The organism is Agrobacterium vacciniicorymbosi (genome assembly GCF_040427045.1).
Taxonomy (GTDB): Bacteria; Pseudomonadota; Alphaproteobacteria; order Rhizobiales; family Rhizobiaceae; genus Agrobacterium.
Genome location: NZ_JBETMF010000006.1, coordinates 264,231 through 278,908, shown reverse-complemented (window position 1 = coordinate 278,908; position 14,678 = coordinate 264,231). Strand labels below are relative to the sequence as shown.

Genomic DNA, 14,678 nt, shown 5'->3' with positions numbered 1-14,678 from the left:
CTGAAAAGGGGAGATATTAAAGATAACGAAAATAGTCAACTTATCGGATTGTGTGGTTTTGAAAGATGTGTAATTAACTCAACTTATATGGCGTGCAGGCTGTAGCGCGCCGCATTGTTCAGGATAGACATCATGCCGCTTTCACGTCGCTCTCTCGCTTTTGGTGCCGCTCTTCCCCTCGCGCTGGCGCTGTTTCCGCTTCATGCCCATGCCTCTGATAAGGGCAATCCCGAGGCGAAGCGGATCGTGGCGGTTGGCGGTACGGTAACGGAAATTCTCTATGCGCTGGGTGCCGGTGACCGCATCGTCGCGCGGGATTCCACCAGCAGTTTTCCAAGCGAAGCGCTTTCCAAGCCTGACGTTGGCTATATGCGGGCGCTATCTTCCGAAGGCATTCTGTCACAAAAGCCCGACCTCATCCTGTCGGAAGACGGTTCCGGCCCGGCTGACGTGATTGGCATTCTCAAAGCCAGCGAAGTGCCGATGGTCACCGTCGATACCCCACCGGAGGGTAGCGCCATTGCCAAGAAAATCGAGGATGTCGGCGCAGCCGTTGGTCTTCAAGACAAGGCCAAAGTACTTGCAACGCAGGTCAATTCGGATCTCGCAACGCTGGCCAAGGACGTGGCCGCAGTTGGCGACAAGAAGAAGCGCGTGCTGTTTGTTCTCTCCACGGCAGGCGGGCGCATCATGGCCGCTGGCAAGGAAACGGAAGCCGCAGCCATCATTGAAATGGCTGGCGGTATCAATGCCGCGCAGGACATTACCGGCTACAAGCCGTTGACCGATGAAGCGGTAATTGCCGCAGCCCCCGATGTGGTCCTGACCATGCAGCGTGGTAACCATGCGGCCAATCCCGACGAAGTCTTTGCGCTTCCGGCCTTCCAGTCCACTCCGGCTGCTGCCTCCAAGTCGCTGATCAGCATGGACGGGCTTTATCTGATCGGCTTTGGTCCGCGCACGCCTGCTGCCGGTCGTGACCTGGCGTCGCAGCTTTACCCAGAGATCGTGAAGCCGTGAGTGCCGTGGCTGTGGCAGAGGTCGCAGGCCACATACCGGGCGACCGCTCGCGCAAGGGTGTCATCACCCTTGTAGCCCTGTGTGGGTTTTTGGTGTTTGCCTGTTTTGTGTCGCTATCCAGCGGGCCGACGGGCGTGGGGCTGCATGAGCTGTGGCTCTATTTTACCGGCCACTCCCAGACCATGGAAGCGCGTGACCGTGTGATCCTCGAAGCGGTGCGCCTGCCGCGCACGGGGCTCGGCCTGATGATCGGGGCCGCACTGGCGGTGTCCGGTGCCATGATGCAGGGCCTGTTTCGCAATCCGCTTGCCGATCCGGGTCTGGTCGGCGTTACGTCCGGTGCGGCACTGTTTGCTGTGGCTGCGCTTGCGCTCGGCGGCGGCATGCTGGCACCGCTTTCGGCATTTTTCGGCATGCACTTTTTGCCGCTGATGGCTTTTGTCGGCGGGCTCATCAACACGCTACTGCTCTATATGATCGCGACCCGAAACGGCGCGACATCGACAACCGTCCTAATTCTCGCCGGTATCGCTGTGGCAGCACTCAGCGGTGCGTTGACGGGGCTGATGATCTTCATGGCCGACGACCGCGCCTTGCGCGACATCACCTTCTGGAGCCTGGGCTCGCTGGGTGGTGCGACACCGCTCAAAATCTGGACGACGCTGCCCTTCTTCCTCATCATCCTCGCCAGCATTCCCTTTGTCTCGAAAGGGCTGGATGCGCTGATTCTGGGGGATGCGGCGGCTTTCCACATGGGCATTCCGGTGCAGAGGCTCAAGCGCATCGTCATTCTGGCCGTTGCTGCGGCCTGTGGTGCGAGTGTGGCTGCGGCGGGTTCCATCGGCTTCGTCGGCATCGTCGTGCCGCATCTTTTGCGGCTCGTCATCGGCTCCTCGCATCGCTTCCTTCTGCCTGCCTCGGCCATTGGCGGGGCAGGGTTGCTGCTGCTGGCGGATAGTTTTGCGCGCACCGTGGCAGCGCCTGCCGAATTGCCGATTGGCGTCGTCACCGCTCTGATCGGCGCTCCCGTCTTCCTGTTTCTGCTGCTTGGCCGTGGCAACGGGCTCGGTTTGAGGAATGTGTCATGATTTCCACACGCGGTGTAACCGTCATCCGTTCCGGACGTAGATTGCTGGATGATGTCTCGATCAAGCTCGAACCCGGCACGTTCAGCGTTATCATTGGACCGAATGGTGCGGGTAAATCCACGCTGATGAAGGTGCTGTCAGGCGAGATGCGGGCCGATGCCGGGGATGTTGTCTATAACAACGTCGATGTCAGCCTGTTCAAGCCTGCGCAACTGGCGCGCATTCGCGCCGTTTTGCCACAAAGTACTGTATTGAGCTTTCCTTTCACCGCGCTGGAAATCGTCCGCATGGGTGCTGTGGCGCAAGGCTCCATCAAGCCGGAAGAGCAGGCTCGACAGGCGCTGGCCAAGGTGGGCCTGAGCGGCTTTGAGGGGCGGTCCTACAACATGCTTTCGGGCGGGGAGCAGCAGCGGGTCCAGTTTGCGCGCGCTCTTGCGCAGGTGCCTGCCGCTGTTGAGAAGGGGGAGGCGCGGGCGCTGTTGCTGGATGAGCCGACGTCGAGCCTCGATCTCGGCCACCAGATTTCCGTGCTCGAAACCGCCCGTGATTTCGCGCTTGCGGGTGGCACGGTGCTGGCGGTTCTGCACGATCTTAATCTCGCAGCGGAATTTGCCGATCAACTTATCGTCATGCACCGCGGCAAGATCACCGCCTGCGGACCTTCGCTGGAAACCATCAATGACGAGACGATTGCGCGCGTCTATGGCATTGAAGGCACGGTGGGGCGTATTCCCGCACGGCATATCCCTTACGTCCTGCCGCAATCGCGGCATCGGTAAGGTCAGACGTCAGGGCTCTGGCCGGGTGGTGACGAACAGTGCGGCCCCCATCATGACTGCGGCAACGATGCTCGCTCTCAGCGGGGTCGGCTCCGTTGCAAACCAGAAAATCGCGTAACTCATTGTCATCAAAGACACAGCGGCGATTTTAGCCTTGCGGGGAATAGCGCCTTTTTCCCGCCAGTTTCTCAGTGAAGGGCCAAATCTTGGGTGGGACAGAAGCCAGGCTTCTAGCTTCGGCGAGGATTTGGAAAAGCACCAGAGCGCGATCAAAAGAAAGGGTGTCGTCGGCAAAACGGGCAGAAACGCACCGACGATGCCGGTGGCAACCATAAGCCAGCCAAGACAGAGATAAAGGATGCGCATGCTTGCCGGTATCATGAGTTCAAGTGTCATGATAGTGGGAAACCTAGAGCGCCGAAGGCGGGTGTGGTGATCTGCTATGCGCCTTGAAATGGCCTCAAGGGTTGAAACTCTCGCCTCCAGCCGTTATCTGCCTGCCCCGATGCCCGCAGCATAAGCGGGCCACCACGATGCAGGAAGAAGGAAACACCATGGCCAAACTTATTCACTCTATGGTCCGGGTGCTGGACGAGAAGCGTTCGGTGGGTTTTTACAAACAGGCCTTCGGTCTGGAAATCGCAGAGCGTTTCGAGTTCGAAACGTTCACGCTGGTCTATCTCAGCAATGCCGAAGGTGACTTCGAGCTGGAGTTGACCATCAACAAGGGCCGCGAAGTTCCCTACGCGCTGGGCGATGGCTATGGCCACATCGCCGTCAGCGTAGACGATGTGGATGCCGAACATGCCCGCCTGACGGCGCTTGGCCTTTCGGTCGGCAAGATCGTCAATGCGGAATACAAAGGCGCGCCTTTCGCGAAATACTTCTTCATCTGTGACCCGGATGGGTACAAGATCGAAGTGCTTGAGCGCGGTAATCGCTTTAAATAATCACGGGGTTTTTCATGGCAGAGGCAGGCGTCAAACTGGAAGACAGCTGGAAACACGTTCTTTCAGCAGAATTCGCCAGCCCCTACATGCTCAAGCTCAAAGAGTTTCTGCTGGCCGAGAAAACGGCCGGCAAGCACATCTTCCCAAAGGGCAGCGAATATTTCCGCGCTCTGGACCTGACGCCGCTGGATGAGGTCAAGATCGTCATTCTCGGTCAGGACCCCTATCACGGTGCGGGTCAGGCGCATGGCCTGTGCTTTTCCGTGCAGCCGGGCGTGCGGATTCCACCCTCGCTCGTCAATATCTACAAGGAATTGCAGAGCGATCTCGGCATCCAGCCGGTCAAGCACGGCTTTCTGGAAAGCTGGGCCAAACAGGGCGTGCTGCTGCTCAACAGCGTTCTGACCGTGGAAGAAGCGCGCGCGGCCTCGCATCAGGGTCAGGGCTGGGAAAAATTTACCGATGCAATCATCCGCACCGTCAATGATGAGTGCGACGGCGTCGTTTTCCTGCTGTGGGGCTCTTACGCGCAGAAGAAGGCCGCCTTCGTCGACCAGACGAAGCATCTCGTTCTGAAATCGCCACACCCATCGCCACTGTCGGCCCATAACGGCTTTTTCGGCAATGGCCATTTTTCAAAAGCGAACGAGTTTCTCGTCTCGCGGGGTCGGGAGCCTATCGACTGGCAGTTGCCAGCGGATGTCTGAGCCCGTCACGCCGACTGGAAGCTATTTGACCACATTGATCTCGGACACATAGTCGCGAACGATACCGTCGTCCGATGATGCCCGGATAACGACCTTGTCACGCCCGATATATCCTTTTTGAGACGTGTAGTAGGCAACGGTTCCCATCACCTCTTTGCCTGTGCAAATCCTGTAATCGCCGGAAAACGTGCCTTCGACTTTTTCGTGAACGATATCGATCTTGCCGTGTTGAGGAGGATCTATCACGCGCATATCCGCAAATGTGCGCATGTTGCAATCGCGTTTCACAATGGCAACTCGAGTGATTTTGAGACGATCACCGCTCACAGTCGTCTTTTGAGACGAATATTGTTTCACACCATCGGCGTTGGTGGTGACGCAACTCGATAGCGCCGCTGAAATTGTCAAAACCAAAGCTGCATTAACCGCGAATCTATTCACGATCCACTCCAGTAGCAAAGTTGTGACGTGAAACTAGATGGGAGCCAACGGCAGTCAAGTTAAATTAACGGAACGAACGCGCAAAAACAGCTTTGCACTTTTAAATTGACTGCTCTAAAGATAACCGGACTGTAATCTGAAGGTTTAAGCCGGTGCTTCTTTCTGCGCAAACATCTGTCGCTCTTCCCGATCCAGCCGCGATTGTCGATGCTTTTCACGAGCATTTTGCCGAGTATATGACGATGACCCGTCAGGGCGCGGCGCTGCATTTCGAGGCGGATTACGGCAACGGCACGTTCGATGCCGAGGATGGGCGCTTTGCAGTCAGGATCAACTGCGTTTCGGAAAATGTGTTGTTGTCCGTCAAAGCCATGGTCGCCGAACATATCGTCGAGTTTACCGGCGATACGTCTCTGGACTTCCGCTGGGAAGGCCATGGCTCGGACATGCGCGAGATGCCCAATCTCTTCAGCGGTCGTGTCGTACGTGCCTATAATCTGACGCCGAACATGCGCCGGGTGGTGATTGCCATCGACAAGGGCATCGAGCGTCTGGTGAGCGGCGGTCTGCACGTCCGAATCCTCATTCTGCGCGATCAATCCCGCACGCCAGTCTGGCCGCATCTGTCGAAGACGGGTGCCATTGTCTGGGCAAAGGGCGAGGACGAGCAGGCGCGGCGCGTCTACACCATCCGTTCCGGTGATGTTGAGCGTGGGGAAATCGATCTCGATTTCGTCATGCATGAGGGCGACGATATGCCGGGCGCACATTTTGGCGCGACGGCTGCGGCGGGCGATATTGTTGGCATCGTTGGCCCCGGCGGCGAGTTGCCGGATGCGGAAACTTACGTTTTCGCCGGTGACGAGACCGCGCTACCTGTGATGCTGCGCATGGCCGAGGAAATGCCAGCGGGCAAGAAACTGACCGTCTATGCCGAAATCGACAATGAAAACGAGCTGCAGACGATTGCTTCCAAAGCTGACGTGAACTGGAACTGGCTCTATCGCAACGGCGAGGCTGCTGGATCGGCGGGTTTGCTGGAGCAGGCGCTGCGGGCGCACCCATGGTCCGGTCCTCAAGGGCTGCACGTTTTTGTTGGCTGTGAGAAGGGCGAAGCCCGCATCGTCAAGAAAATGCTGGCTGAGGAAGCCAAGCTTCCGAAGACGGCGTTTGTGACCGCGGGTTACTGGGTGAAGGGTGCCAATGACGACGACCATTGAGTGGCGCGTCATTTGCTGAACAATTCAGTTCATCGTTTCCAAATTAAGAACAATCCGTTCTGAACGTTCCGTCTATACGAATGGCCTGATCTGCACCATCTTGAGCCCATGAACGAAGGGCATCGCTTCCCGCGAGCCCGCCAATCTCTAGGGGTTTTAAAATGTTGGATCAGATCAAAGGCCTGCACCACGTCACATCCATGGCGGCCAGCGCACGCGGCAACAATCACTTCTTCACCGATACGCTCGGTCTGCGCCGCGTCAAGAAGACCGTCAATTTCGATGCGCCTGACGTCTATCACCTCTATTACGGCGATGAAGTCGGCACGCCCGGCTCGGTCATGACCTATTTCCCATTCCCGCACATCGCACGCGGTCGTCCCGGTACGGGCGAGGTTGGCACGACGCTGTTTTCCGTTCCACAGGGTTCGCTGGGTTACTGGCAGGACCGTCTTGCCAAGGCCAATGTGGATGGTTTGAAGGCCGATGAGGCTTTCGGCAACAAGCGTCTGCATTTTGCCGGTCCCGATGGCGATGGTTTTGCGCTGGTCGAGATCAAGGATGACGAACGCGCGCAGTGGACAGCCAATGGCGTCGGTGAAGATCAGGCCATCAGAGGCTTTCAGGGTGCGTCGCTGCGCCTTGCAGATGAAGGTGCAACCGCTGAACTGCTAAAGTTCATGGGGTATCAGGAAGTGGACCGTCAGGACGGCGTGCTGCGTCTGGGCATGCCCGGTGGCAATGGCGCGGATGTGATCGACATCGAGACCATGCCGAATATTTCAGGTGCGCGTTTGGGAGCCGGTTCGGTTCACCACATCGCCTTCGCAGTCGAAAACCGCGAGAAGCAGTTGGAAGTCCGCAAGGCGCTGATGGATACGGGCCATCAGGTCACGCCAGTCATTGATCGCGATTACTTCTGGGCAATCTATTTCCGTGCACCCGGCGGCGTGCTGTTTGAAATTGCCACCAACGAGCCCGGTTTCGACCGCGATGAAGATACGGCGCATCTGGGCGAGGCGCTTCGACTGCCTTCGCAGCACGAACATTTGCGCGCGACGCTGGAGCAGCATCTGGAACCGTTGGAAGACTGAAACACAGAGATAGAGAACGGCCGCGCGGCATAGACGCCGCCGGTCGCTCAGGAGAGTTGCATGAGCAAGGATAGTTACCTTCATAAGGTTCGCGCCGGTGCGCCGGGCCAACCAGCCTTTTTCGTCTTTCACGGCACGGGCGGAGACGAAAACCAGTTCTTCGATTTCGGCGCGCGGCTATTGCCGAATGCCACCATCATTTCACCGCGCGGCGATGTCTCGGAATTCGGTGCGGCCCGCTTCTTCCGCAGAACTGCGGAAGGCGTCTATGACATGGCCGATCTCGACCGCGCCACCCAACAGATGGCCGCCTTCGTCACCGCCAACCGCGATGAGCATGAAGCTGGCCTCGTGATCGGCCTCGGCTTTTCCAACGGTGCGAATATTCTGGCGAATGTCCTGATCGAATTCCCCGATTTGTTCGATGCAGCGGTGCTGATGCACCCGCTGATCCCATTCGAGCCAAAGCCCGCACCAGCGCCCGGTTCTCGCCGCGTGCTGATAACGGCGGGGGAGCGCGACCCGATCTGCCCCGTGCCGCTGACCAATGCTCTGGTGGATTACTTAAAGGCGCAGGGCGGTTCGGTGGAGATGGAATGGCATGCTGGCGGGCATGACATTCGTGGGAACGAGATAGAGGCGGCTAAGGCGTTTTTGACGCCTTATGTTTGACGCGTTCCGTCATGCCGGCCTTGAGCCGGTATCCAGCAGCACCGCGTCTGCGGTGCGAAAGAGTCTTTTGACCTGACAGACGTCAGGTCACTGGACCCCGCAGCAAGTGCGGGGTGACGGAGGAATAACGTCTACCGATACCCGCAATCCTGCAACTGCTTCTCATAGCGGATGGCCATATTGGCAGAACGGCGGGCGGCCTTTTGGATGGCGGTGTTGTTGCGCCAGACGCCGTTCGAATAGCCCGCATGGCCGGAATAGTAGGCGAGATAGAGGTTATAGGGGTCGTTCAGCGCAATGCCGTTCTGGCGGTTGCTCTTGGCGTGATACCAGCCGACGAAGTGGATTGCGTCGGTGAAATCGGTGCGGCTGGCGTTCCAGCGGCCTGTTTCGCGCTGATAGACCTTCCATGTGCCATCCAGCGCCTGGGCATAGCCATAGGCAGTGGATTTGCGTCCCCAGGGAATGAAGCCGAAGAGTTTGTTGCGCGGCGGGCGCGCATAGGGCTGGAAGCTGGACTCGGTATAGATGGTTGCCATCATGACCGGCACCGGTACGCCGAACTCCCGTTCTGCCGCCTGCGCGTCTTTCTTCCAGTTGTTGAATATGCCGTTCCGCTGTTCGAAAATCGCACAGGCATTGGTGATTTGCGACGGAGCCGTCGCGCACCCTGCCAAGGCGGTCAAAAGAAGAACGACGACAAATACGCCACGCATCGCGAAACCTCTCGTTCCGCTCATTACTAATTTGTAAATCTTAATGGTCGGTTTTGAGACAAGGTTAATGCAAATGCTTTGGATTAAGATTTGATTCATAAATGAAAAATGCCCGGCCCAGAGGCCGGGCATCGAGTTTGATATTCGCAAAAGTCCTAGTGAACGAGGCCGGAGCCGCCCACAGCGACGATGGTGAAGGGCTGTCCTTCCACCGGCAGGGTGCGCACTTCCTTCAGGCTCTGCGTATCGACCAGTCGCACAAGACTATGACGCGGATCGGTGATGGCAATCACGTCGCCAGCGACGGCAAGGCGCGGGCGTGGGTCGCGCCAGTGGCCATCCTTGCTGTAGGGCTCAGTGACCGTTTCGGTTTTGCGGATTTCGCCGCTCAGCGTATCGACCAGATGAAGCTTGCCGTCTTCGGTCAGCACATAGGCGTTTTTGACATGGGCCGGGTCCAGCGCAAAATCCACGCGGCGTGTCGGCAGATCGATGAGGCGGTAGGGCTTTTCGGCATCGGGGTCGATCAGCACGATCCTGTCATCGCCATAATTGCCGAGAAAGAACTGCATGGCCTTGCCACCCAGAAGCGTGCCGACCTTGCCCTTCGGGAATTCCTTGTCATAGGGCAGCATGGTCAGCTTCGGCTCCTTGCCGGGAACGGGTGAGGCAATCAGCACGCCTTCCTCGCAGCCGAAAGCGGCGATTTTGGCGGAGCTGGCTTCTCCGTGCAGGCCGGTGCAGGTGGCGACGTCGCCGACCTGTTCGCCCTTGCTGTCCACGATGCGCAGGCCAAGCCGCGGTGGCAGGTCACCGGCTTTGGTCTCGGCTTTCAGATTGGGCACGGAAACCAGCATGTAATCGCCCATCGGCAGTGCAACGCCGTGGTGGGGTGCAGTGGTGTCAAGACTTTTATGGGCAGTGCTGCCCTCCAGCAAGGCATCTTCCGAATGGGTATTCGCCACGCCGCCTCGATCATAGAAGATCACCACATCGTCGCCGTGCGGCACGGCATGGCCGGGCTTTTTGCCTTCGATCTTGAGGGGAAGCAGCGCCGGATCGGTGATCTCGATATCGCTGTGTTCTCCGTGGTCGGACAGTGCAATGCCGGTCTTGATGACGTGGGTTGTGTCCGCATCCGACTGAACGGCATAGACGGTCTGGCCGGATTCGCTGGCGGTGAGGGCAGCATAGCCGGTGATATCGAATTTGCCCAACTGCTTGCCGTCCTCGAGATCAAGCGCGCGCACGACTGGGGCGGTATGATCGCCGATGAAAAGGCGCCAGCTTTGTTTTTCCTCTTCGGCAAATGCCTGGCACGACAGCGCTATCCCTGCGCTTGCTGCTGCATATCTCAGGAAGGACCTATGCATCTTATTCTCCGCGTTACAATGTTACATTCCCTCGATATGTAATGATATAACGTATGTAAAGCGCTAATGTGCGAATGCCCACAGGATGGTGTGTGAAGAGTTTGATTGTGCGGTTAGATACGCCCGATGGCGCTTGCCATCTGGTAGAGCGCCAGGCCGGAGGCCGTGCCGGCATTGAGGCTATCGAGCTGCGGCGATTGCGCGATGCGGGCGGTGTGGAAGCGTGACAGCACATCCTGCGGCAGGCCATCGCCTTCTGTGCCGATGACCAATGCCATGCGGTTCGATGCCGGTATCTGACGGATTTCCTCGGTGCCTGCGGGGGAGAGGCTCCAGATATCGAAGCCCTCGGCTGCCAGTGTCTCCAGCATCTCCACAGCGCCGCCGCCGCGATGATAGGGCACGGACAGAACCGAGCCTACGGAGACGCGCAGGGATTTGCGGTAGAGCGGATCGCAGCAGGTGGCGTCCATGAAGACGGCATCCGCGTAAAAGGCTGCGGCGTTGCGGAACATCGCGCCGAGATTATCGTGGTTGGAAATACCGCAGCCTGCCAGTACCAGCGATGATTGCGGCAAGTGGCGGATCGTTTCCACCATGCTGCTGTCGCCCTTGCGCTTTCCCAATGCCAGAATGCCGCGATGCAAATGGAAGCCGACGATGGCGTCCAGCACCGATGCTTTCGCCACATAGACGGGCACATCGGGCGGAAACTGTTCGAGAATATCCGCCACGCCCGCCAGGCGGTTTTCAAGGATCAGAATGCTTTCCGCCTCGAAATCACGACCCGCCTTGTGCGCTGCTGCCAGCATGCGCAGGACGACCGTGCCTTCCACGATGAAGCGGCCCTGTCTGCCGGTCAGGTCACGTTCGCGGATGTCGCGGAAGGCGGCAATGCGCGGATCGTCAGCATCATCTATGACGGTGAGGGCAAGATCACCGGGCATCGATGGTGATGTCTGCCACGAAGCGGCCTGCCTGCACGTTGAAGACCAGCGCCTTGCGCGTGCCATTGGCCAGACGTCCGTAAAACAGCATATCGCCATTGGCGAAGGAGACGTTTTCGATTGTGAAGCCCTGTGGCAGGCTGGCGGTGGCGGCAACAGGCGCGTCTGCCGGAACCGCCGTGGCATTGTTCGTCGTTGCCGTGGTTGCGGTTTTGGAAGGGCCAACCGCCTTATAGACAACGGCACCGAAGACAGCCATAAGGCTGATAAACATCACGGAGCCCGACACGATCTGCAAACGGATCATCTTGCGGCGAACTTTTTCCATGGCCGGATCTAACGGCTTGTCTTCCTGTTCGTCTTGCTCGATCTGCGTCATCGGGTTCCCTGGACATTGCTGATGGATCGGAAAAATAAGAATGAACGACCCCTTTAAACAAGGCGGAGACGCAAGGAAAGTCCTGATTGCCGGGGAAGATGCCGAAGGCCGCCTCGATGCATGGCTGGCGGCTGAAGTCGGCGGTGATCTTTCGCGCAGCCGCATCAAGGCGCTGATCGAGCAGGGGGCTGTTTTTCTCAACGAAAAGGCCGTTACCGAGCCGAAGAAAAAGGTGCATCCGGGCGACCGCGTGGAGATCACCATGCCCGAGCCGGAAGACCCGGAGCCCAAGGGCGAGGATATTCCGCTGGAGGTGGAATATGAAGATGACGATCTGATCGTTCTGCTCAAGCCCGCTGGTCTTGTCGTGCATCCCGGTGCCGGCAACTGGACCGGTACGCTGGTCAATGCGCTGATCCACCATTGCGGCGACAGTCTTTCCGGCATTGGCGGCGTCAAGCGGCCCGGCATCGTTCACCGGCTGGACAAGGAAACCAGCGGTGTCATGGTCGTGGCCAAGAACGACAATGCCCACCGCAATCTCGCCGCACAGTTTGCCGACCACGGTCGCACCGGTCCGCTGGAACGTGCCTACAAGGCCATCGTCTGGGGGCGCCCGAAGACGTTGCGCGGCACCATTGATGCGCCGCTGGGCCGCGGGGCAGACCGCACCAAGCGGGCGGTGAAGAACGAGGATTCCAACGACGCGCGTGAGGCGATCACGCATTATGATGTTGTGGAGCGTTTCCACGAAAAGCCGGATGCGACCTGCCTTGCCTCACTGGTAGAGTGCCGTCTTGAAACTGGCCGCACGCATCAGATCCGCGTGCACATGGCCCATATCGGCCATCCGCTGATTGGCGACCCGGAATATGGCGCGGCCTTCCGCACCAAGGCCAATCTTTTGCCCGACCATGCCAGAGACGTGGTGAACCTGTTTCCGCGTCAAGCTCTTCACGCTTATCTGCTGGCCTTCGAACATCCCCGCACCGGCGAGGTGATGGAATTCGAGACCGATATGCCTGACGATATGGCCGAATTGGCAGCGGCGCTGCGGGCCTGAAATGCCTGAATTCACGATAACAGCGCTCTGGGAGAGGCATCTTCCGGAGCGCTTTTCGCTGCAAATAATTCCGGTAAGTGTCAAATAATATTCGTAAATTAGATTATTAGAAATATTCAATCGTAAGCAAAAAATCCCGCTGTCTCATTTTTGCTTCAATTACTCTTAGTTTTTGCGGTGCAATAAGAAGTATAGCGTGAGTGCCTAATAGTCTAAATAAAACTATCCTGGATTGAATTTTATTCAATCTGCTCTTTTAGATGCAGAAAACAGGGATAAAGCACAATGAACGTGAATGACCGTAAATTCATCTTTCATGACCTGCAAAAAGTCGAAGGTTATATTGATCCTCCCGATGCTCTGGTGTTCACATCACTGCTCCATGTCCAGCAACGGAAATCGCTGAAAGGCGGCGTTGCCGAGATCGGCGTATTCTACGGACGCTCCTACTTCCTGCTGCGCAAGGCCGTGGGCAATGACGGTGACGTGCTTGCCGTGGACTTGTTCGACCTCGATGATGCCGATGGCGAATGCCGTCAGTACGAACGTTTTCTGGATAATGGCAACCGCCTGAACCTCAAGGTCGATGAAAGTCTGGTGATCAAGGGCGACAGTACGCAACTGACACCGGACGAGGTGCTGGAGAAGGTCGGCAGGGTCCGCTTTTTCAGCATTGATGGCGGACATATGCTGCACCACGTTCTGGCCGACAGCAAACTGGCCATGGATGTTCTGGCCGACCACGGTGTGATTGCTTTTGATGATACGTTCAATCCGCAATGGCCGGAAGTCACCGTCGGCGTGTCTGATTTTCTGCGGCAGCATGGCGATGATTTCAGCGCTTTTTGCATGACGAAGTACAAGACCTATGTGTGTCGCCGCGAATATCACGATTTTTATGAGAAGGTGGTGACGCAGGCGCCCGAACTGCTTGCCTTCGAGCATGTGGAAACGGAGTTTCTGGGGGCGAAGGTCACACGGCTGCACAATCCCATGGGTCGCCGGATGATTTACGAGTTGATGATCCGCTCCGGCCTGACGAATTTTTCGGAACGAATTTATCGTTGATCGGTTTTCCGTGCGACCAATAGCCGAGTTATTTTAGAACGCGCGAATGAGTGCGTGCGCTTGAAACAAGTGCGCGCAATACATATTTGTTACGTGGGTTCGTGCGGGGTCGAAACTCGACCCGCGACTTTGGTTTGCCTGAAAGGGGAGCCAGCCTAAAACAAAGATAAGGGGGTGCTTTATGGCCCGCAATAGTTTGCCTTCCATTACCGCCGGTGAAGCCGGTCTTAACCGATATCTCGATGAAATCCGCAAGTTTCCGATGCTGGAGCCGCAGGAAGAATACATGCTCGGCAAGCGTTACGCCGAACATGGTGACCGCGATGCTGCGCACAGGTTGGTGACGAGCCATCTGCGTCTCGTGGCAAAGATTGCCATGGGGTATCGCGGCTATGGCCTGCCGATTGGCGAAGTGGTGTCCGAAGGCAATGTGGGCCTGATGCAGGCGGTGAAGAAATTCGACCCCGAGCGCGGCTTCCGCTTGGCGACCTATGCCATGTGGTGGATCAAGGCGTCCATTCAGGAATATATCCTGCGTTCGTGGTCGCTGGTTAAGATGGGCACGACGGCCAACCAGAAGCGTCTCTTCTTCAACCTGCGTCGCCTCAAGGGCAAGATTCAGGCCATTGATGATGGCGATCTGAAGCCGGAGCATGTGACCGAGATCGCGACCAAGCTTCAGGTGTCCGAAGAAGAAGTCATATCCATGAACCGCCGTCTGCACGGCGACGCATCGCTCAACGCCCCTATCAGGGCGGCAGAAGGCGAAGCAGGACAGTGGCAGGACTGGCTGGTGGACGATCACGAAAGCCAGGAAGCTGTTCTGATCGAGCAGGACGAGCTGGAAACGCGCCGCCGCATGCTGGCCAAGGCCATGGGCGTGCTTAATGAGCGCGAACGCCGCATCTTCGAAGCCCGTCGTCTTTCCGAAGATCCGGTAACGCTGGAAGATTTGTCCACGGAGTTCGACATCAGCCGCGAACGTGTCCGCCAAATCGAAGTCCGTGCCTTTGAAAAGGTGCAGGAAGCGGTTCAGAAGGAAGCGCTGGAGGCTGCGAAGGCTCTGCGCGTTGTCGACGCTTAAGGCACTTCTTCCGGCAGTATGACGAAATACAAAAAGGCCCCGGATGATCGCATCCGGGGCCTTTTTCGTTTCTGTGA

17 protein-coding genes are annotated in these 14,678 nt (G+C 57.6%); 11 read left to right on the top strand and 6 right to left on the bottom strand.

Annotated features, from left to right (window positions below):
- Positions 1-132 precede the first annotated feature (132 nt).
- From ABUK73_RS12155 to ABUK73_RS12145, 3 genes are read left to right on the top strand one after another with little or no spacing between them, the layout of a single operon-like run.
- On the top strand, positions 133-1,020 hold the full coding sequence (locus tag ABUK73_RS12155; RefSeq protein WP_353577488.1) for a heme/hemin ABC transporter substrate-binding protein: 888 nt from the start codon (positions 133-135) through the stop codon (positions 1,018-1,020).
- Positions 1,017-2,108, top strand: a complete 1,092-nt coding sequence (locus tag ABUK73_RS12150) for a FecCD family ABC transporter permease (RefSeq protein WP_353577487.1) — start codon at positions 1,017-1,019, stop codon at positions 2,106-2,108. Before ABUK73_RS12155 ends, ABUK73_RS12150 begins: the two co-directional genes overlap by 4 nt.
- Positions 2,105-2,887 carry a heme ABC transporter ATP-binding protein gene (locus ABUK73_RS12145; RefSeq protein WP_353577486.1) on the top strand — a complete coding sequence of 261 codons (783 nt, stop codon included), beginning with the start codon at positions 2,105-2,107 and terminating at the stop codon, positions 2,885-2,887. Before ABUK73_RS12150 ends, ABUK73_RS12145 begins: the two co-directional genes overlap by 4 nt.
- 9 nt (positions 2,888-2,896) lie before the next feature.
- Here ABUK73_RS12145 and ABUK73_RS12140 read toward each other — a convergent pair whose 3' ends face one another.
- Positions 2,897-3,253, bottom strand: a complete 357-nt coding sequence (locus tag ABUK73_RS12140; protein ID WP_353577533.1) for a YbaN family protein — start codon at positions 3,251-3,253, stop codon at positions 2,897-2,899.
- Positions 3,254-3,441: 188 nt separating this feature from the next.
- Between ABUK73_RS12140 and ABUK73_RS12135 the strand changes: the two genes are divergently transcribed.
- Positions 3,442-3,837, top strand: coding sequence for a VOC family protein (locus ABUK73_RS12135; RefSeq protein ID WP_353577485.1), 396 nt, complete (start codon positions 3,442-3,444; stop codon positions 3,835-3,837).
- A gap of 14 nt (positions 3,838-3,851) precedes the next feature.
- Positions 3,852-4,544 carry a uracil-DNA glycosylase gene (ung, locus tag ABUK73_RS12130; protein ID WP_353577484.1) on the top strand — a complete coding sequence of 231 codons (693 nt, stop codon included), beginning with the start codon at positions 3,852-3,854 and terminating at the stop codon, positions 4,542-4,544.
- 21 nt (positions 4,545-4,565) lie between these two features.
- Here the strand turns inward: ung and ABUK73_RS12125 are convergent, their stop codons facing one another.
- Positions 4,566-4,790, bottom strand: coding sequence for a hypothetical protein (locus ABUK73_RS12125; protein WP_353577483.1), 225 nt, complete (start codon positions 4,788-4,790; stop codon positions 4,566-4,568).
- 347 nt (positions 4,791-5,137) lie between these two features.
- Between ABUK73_RS12125 and ABUK73_RS12120 the strand changes: the two genes are divergently transcribed.
- The 3 genes from ABUK73_RS12120 (at position 5,138) to ABUK73_RS12110 (ending at position 7,971) form a co-directional block, all read left to right on the top strand.
- Positions 5,138-6,205 carry a DUF2218 domain-containing protein gene (locus ABUK73_RS12120; protein WP_353577482.1) on the top strand — a complete coding sequence of 356 codons (1,068 nt, stop codon included), beginning with the start codon at positions 5,138-5,140 and terminating at the stop codon, positions 6,203-6,205.
- A gap of 161 nt (positions 6,206-6,366) precedes the next feature.
- A complete protein-coding gene (locus ABUK73_RS12115) occupies positions 6,367-7,299 on the top strand; it encodes a VOC family protein (protein ID WP_113088871.1) in 933 nt (310 codons plus the stop codon).
- Between the two features lie 60 nt (positions 7,300-7,359).
- Complete coding sequence (locus tag ABUK73_RS12110) at positions 7,360-7,971, top strand: alpha/beta hydrolase (RefSeq protein WP_353577481.1); 612 nt, start codon at positions 7,360-7,362, stop codon at positions 7,969-7,971.
- A gap of 131 nt (positions 7,972-8,102) precedes the next feature.
- Here the strand turns inward: ABUK73_RS12110 and ABUK73_RS12105 are convergent, their stop codons facing one another.
- The 4 genes from ABUK73_RS12105 to ABUK73_RS12090 form a co-directional block, all read right to left on the bottom strand.
- Positions 8,103-8,687 carry a transglycosylase SLT domain-containing protein gene (locus ABUK73_RS12105; protein ID WP_353577480.1) on the bottom strand — a complete coding sequence of 195 codons (585 nt, stop codon included), beginning with the start codon at positions 8,685-8,687 and terminating at the stop codon, positions 8,103-8,105.
- Positions 8,688-8,842: 155 nt separating this feature from the next.
- Positions 8,843-10,060, bottom strand: a complete 1,218-nt coding sequence (locus ABUK73_RS12100) for a hypothetical protein (protein WP_353577479.1) — start codon at positions 10,058-10,060, stop codon at positions 8,843-8,845.
- A gap of 113 nt (positions 10,061-10,173) precedes the next feature.
- Positions 10,174-11,007 (bottom strand): TrmH family RNA methyltransferase, encoded by an 834-nt coding sequence (locus ABUK73_RS12095; protein ID WP_353577478.1) that lies wholly within the window; start codon positions 11,005-11,007, stop codon positions 10,174-10,176.
- Complete coding sequence (locus ABUK73_RS12090) at positions 10,997-11,386, bottom strand: hypothetical protein (protein WP_353577477.1); 390 nt, start codon at positions 11,384-11,386, stop codon at positions 10,997-10,999. The genes ABUK73_RS12095 and ABUK73_RS12090 overlap by 11 nt, the downstream gene beginning before the upstream one ends.
- 40 nt (positions 11,387-11,426) lie before the next feature.
- On the opposite strand from ABUK73_RS12090, the gene ABUK73_RS12085 reads away from it, so the two are divergent.
- The 3 genes from ABUK73_RS12085 to rpoH all read left to right on the top strand — a co-directional run bounded on the left by ABUK73_RS12085 (position 11,427) and on the right by rpoH (position 14,601).
- The gene (locus ABUK73_RS12085; protein ID WP_113088865.1) at positions 11,427-12,449 is read left to right on the top strand and encodes an RluA family pseudouridine synthase; all 1,023 of its coding nucleotides are present in this window, start codon (positions 11,427-11,429) and stop codon (positions 12,447-12,449) included.
- Positions 12,450-12,734: 285 nt separating this feature from the next.
- On the top strand, positions 12,735-13,517 hold the full coding sequence (locus ABUK73_RS12080) for a class I SAM-dependent methyltransferase (RefSeq protein ID WP_353577476.1): 783 nt from the start codon (positions 12,735-12,737) through the stop codon (positions 13,515-13,517).
- Positions 13,518-13,698: 181 nt separating this feature from the next.
- Complete coding sequence (rpoH, locus tag ABUK73_RS12075) at positions 13,699-14,601, top strand: RNA polymerase sigma factor RpoH (protein WP_353577475.1); 903 nt, start codon at positions 13,699-13,701, stop codon at positions 14,599-14,601.
- Positions 14,602-14,678: the final 77 nt, after the last annotated feature.

Coding starts and splice junctions, on each gene's coding strand:
- ABUK73_RS12155 (WP_353577488.1), top strand. CDS start 133: ATGCCGCTTTCACGTCGCTCTCTCGCTTTTGGTGCCGCTCTTCCCCTC.
- ABUK73_RS12145 (WP_353577486.1), top strand. CDS start 2,105: ATGATTTCCACACGCGGTGTAACCGTCATCCGTTCCGGACGTAGATTG.
- ABUK73_RS12140 (WP_353577533.1), bottom strand. CDS start 3,253: ATGCGCATCCTTTATCTCTGTCTTGGCTGGCTTATGGTTGCCACCGGC.
- ABUK73_RS12135 (WP_353577485.1), top strand. CDS start 3,442: ATGGCCAAACTTATTCACTCTATGGTCCGGGTGCTGGACGAGAAGCGT.
- ung (WP_353577484.1), top strand. CDS start 3,852: ATGGCAGAGGCAGGCGTCAAACTGGAAGACAGCTGGAAACACGTTCTT.
- ABUK73_RS12115 (WP_113088871.1), top strand. CDS start 6,367: ATGTTGGATCAGATCAAAGGCCTGCACCACGTCACATCCATGGCGGCC.
- ABUK73_RS12110 (WP_353577481.1), top strand. CDS start 7,360: ATGAGCAAGGATAGTTACCTTCATAAGGTTCGCGCCGGTGCGCCGGGC.
- ABUK73_RS12105 (WP_353577480.1), bottom strand. CDS start 8,687: ATGCGTGGCGTATTTGTCGTCGTTCTTCTTTTGACCGCCTTGGCAGGG.
- ABUK73_RS12100 (WP_353577479.1), bottom strand. CDS start 10,060: ATGCATAGGTCCTTCCTGAGATATGCAGCAGCAAGCGCAGGGATAGCG.
- ABUK73_RS12095 (WP_353577478.1), bottom strand. CDS start 11,007: ATGCCCGGTGATCTTGCCCTCACCGTCATAGATGATGCTGACGATCCG.
- ABUK73_RS12090 (WP_353577477.1), bottom strand. CDS start 11,386: ATGACGCAGATCGAGCAAGACGAACAGGAAGACAAGCCGTTAGATCCG.
- ABUK73_RS12085 (WP_113088865.1), top strand. CDS start 11,427: ATGAACGACCCCTTTAAACAAGGCGGAGACGCAAGGAAAGTCCTGATT.
- ABUK73_RS12080 (WP_353577476.1), top strand. CDS start 12,735: ATGAACGTGAATGACCGTAAATTCATCTTTCATGACCTGCAAAAAGTC.
- rpoH (WP_353577475.1), top strand. CDS start 13,699: ATGGCCCGCAATAGTTTGCCTTCCATTACCGCCGGTGAAGCCGGTCTT.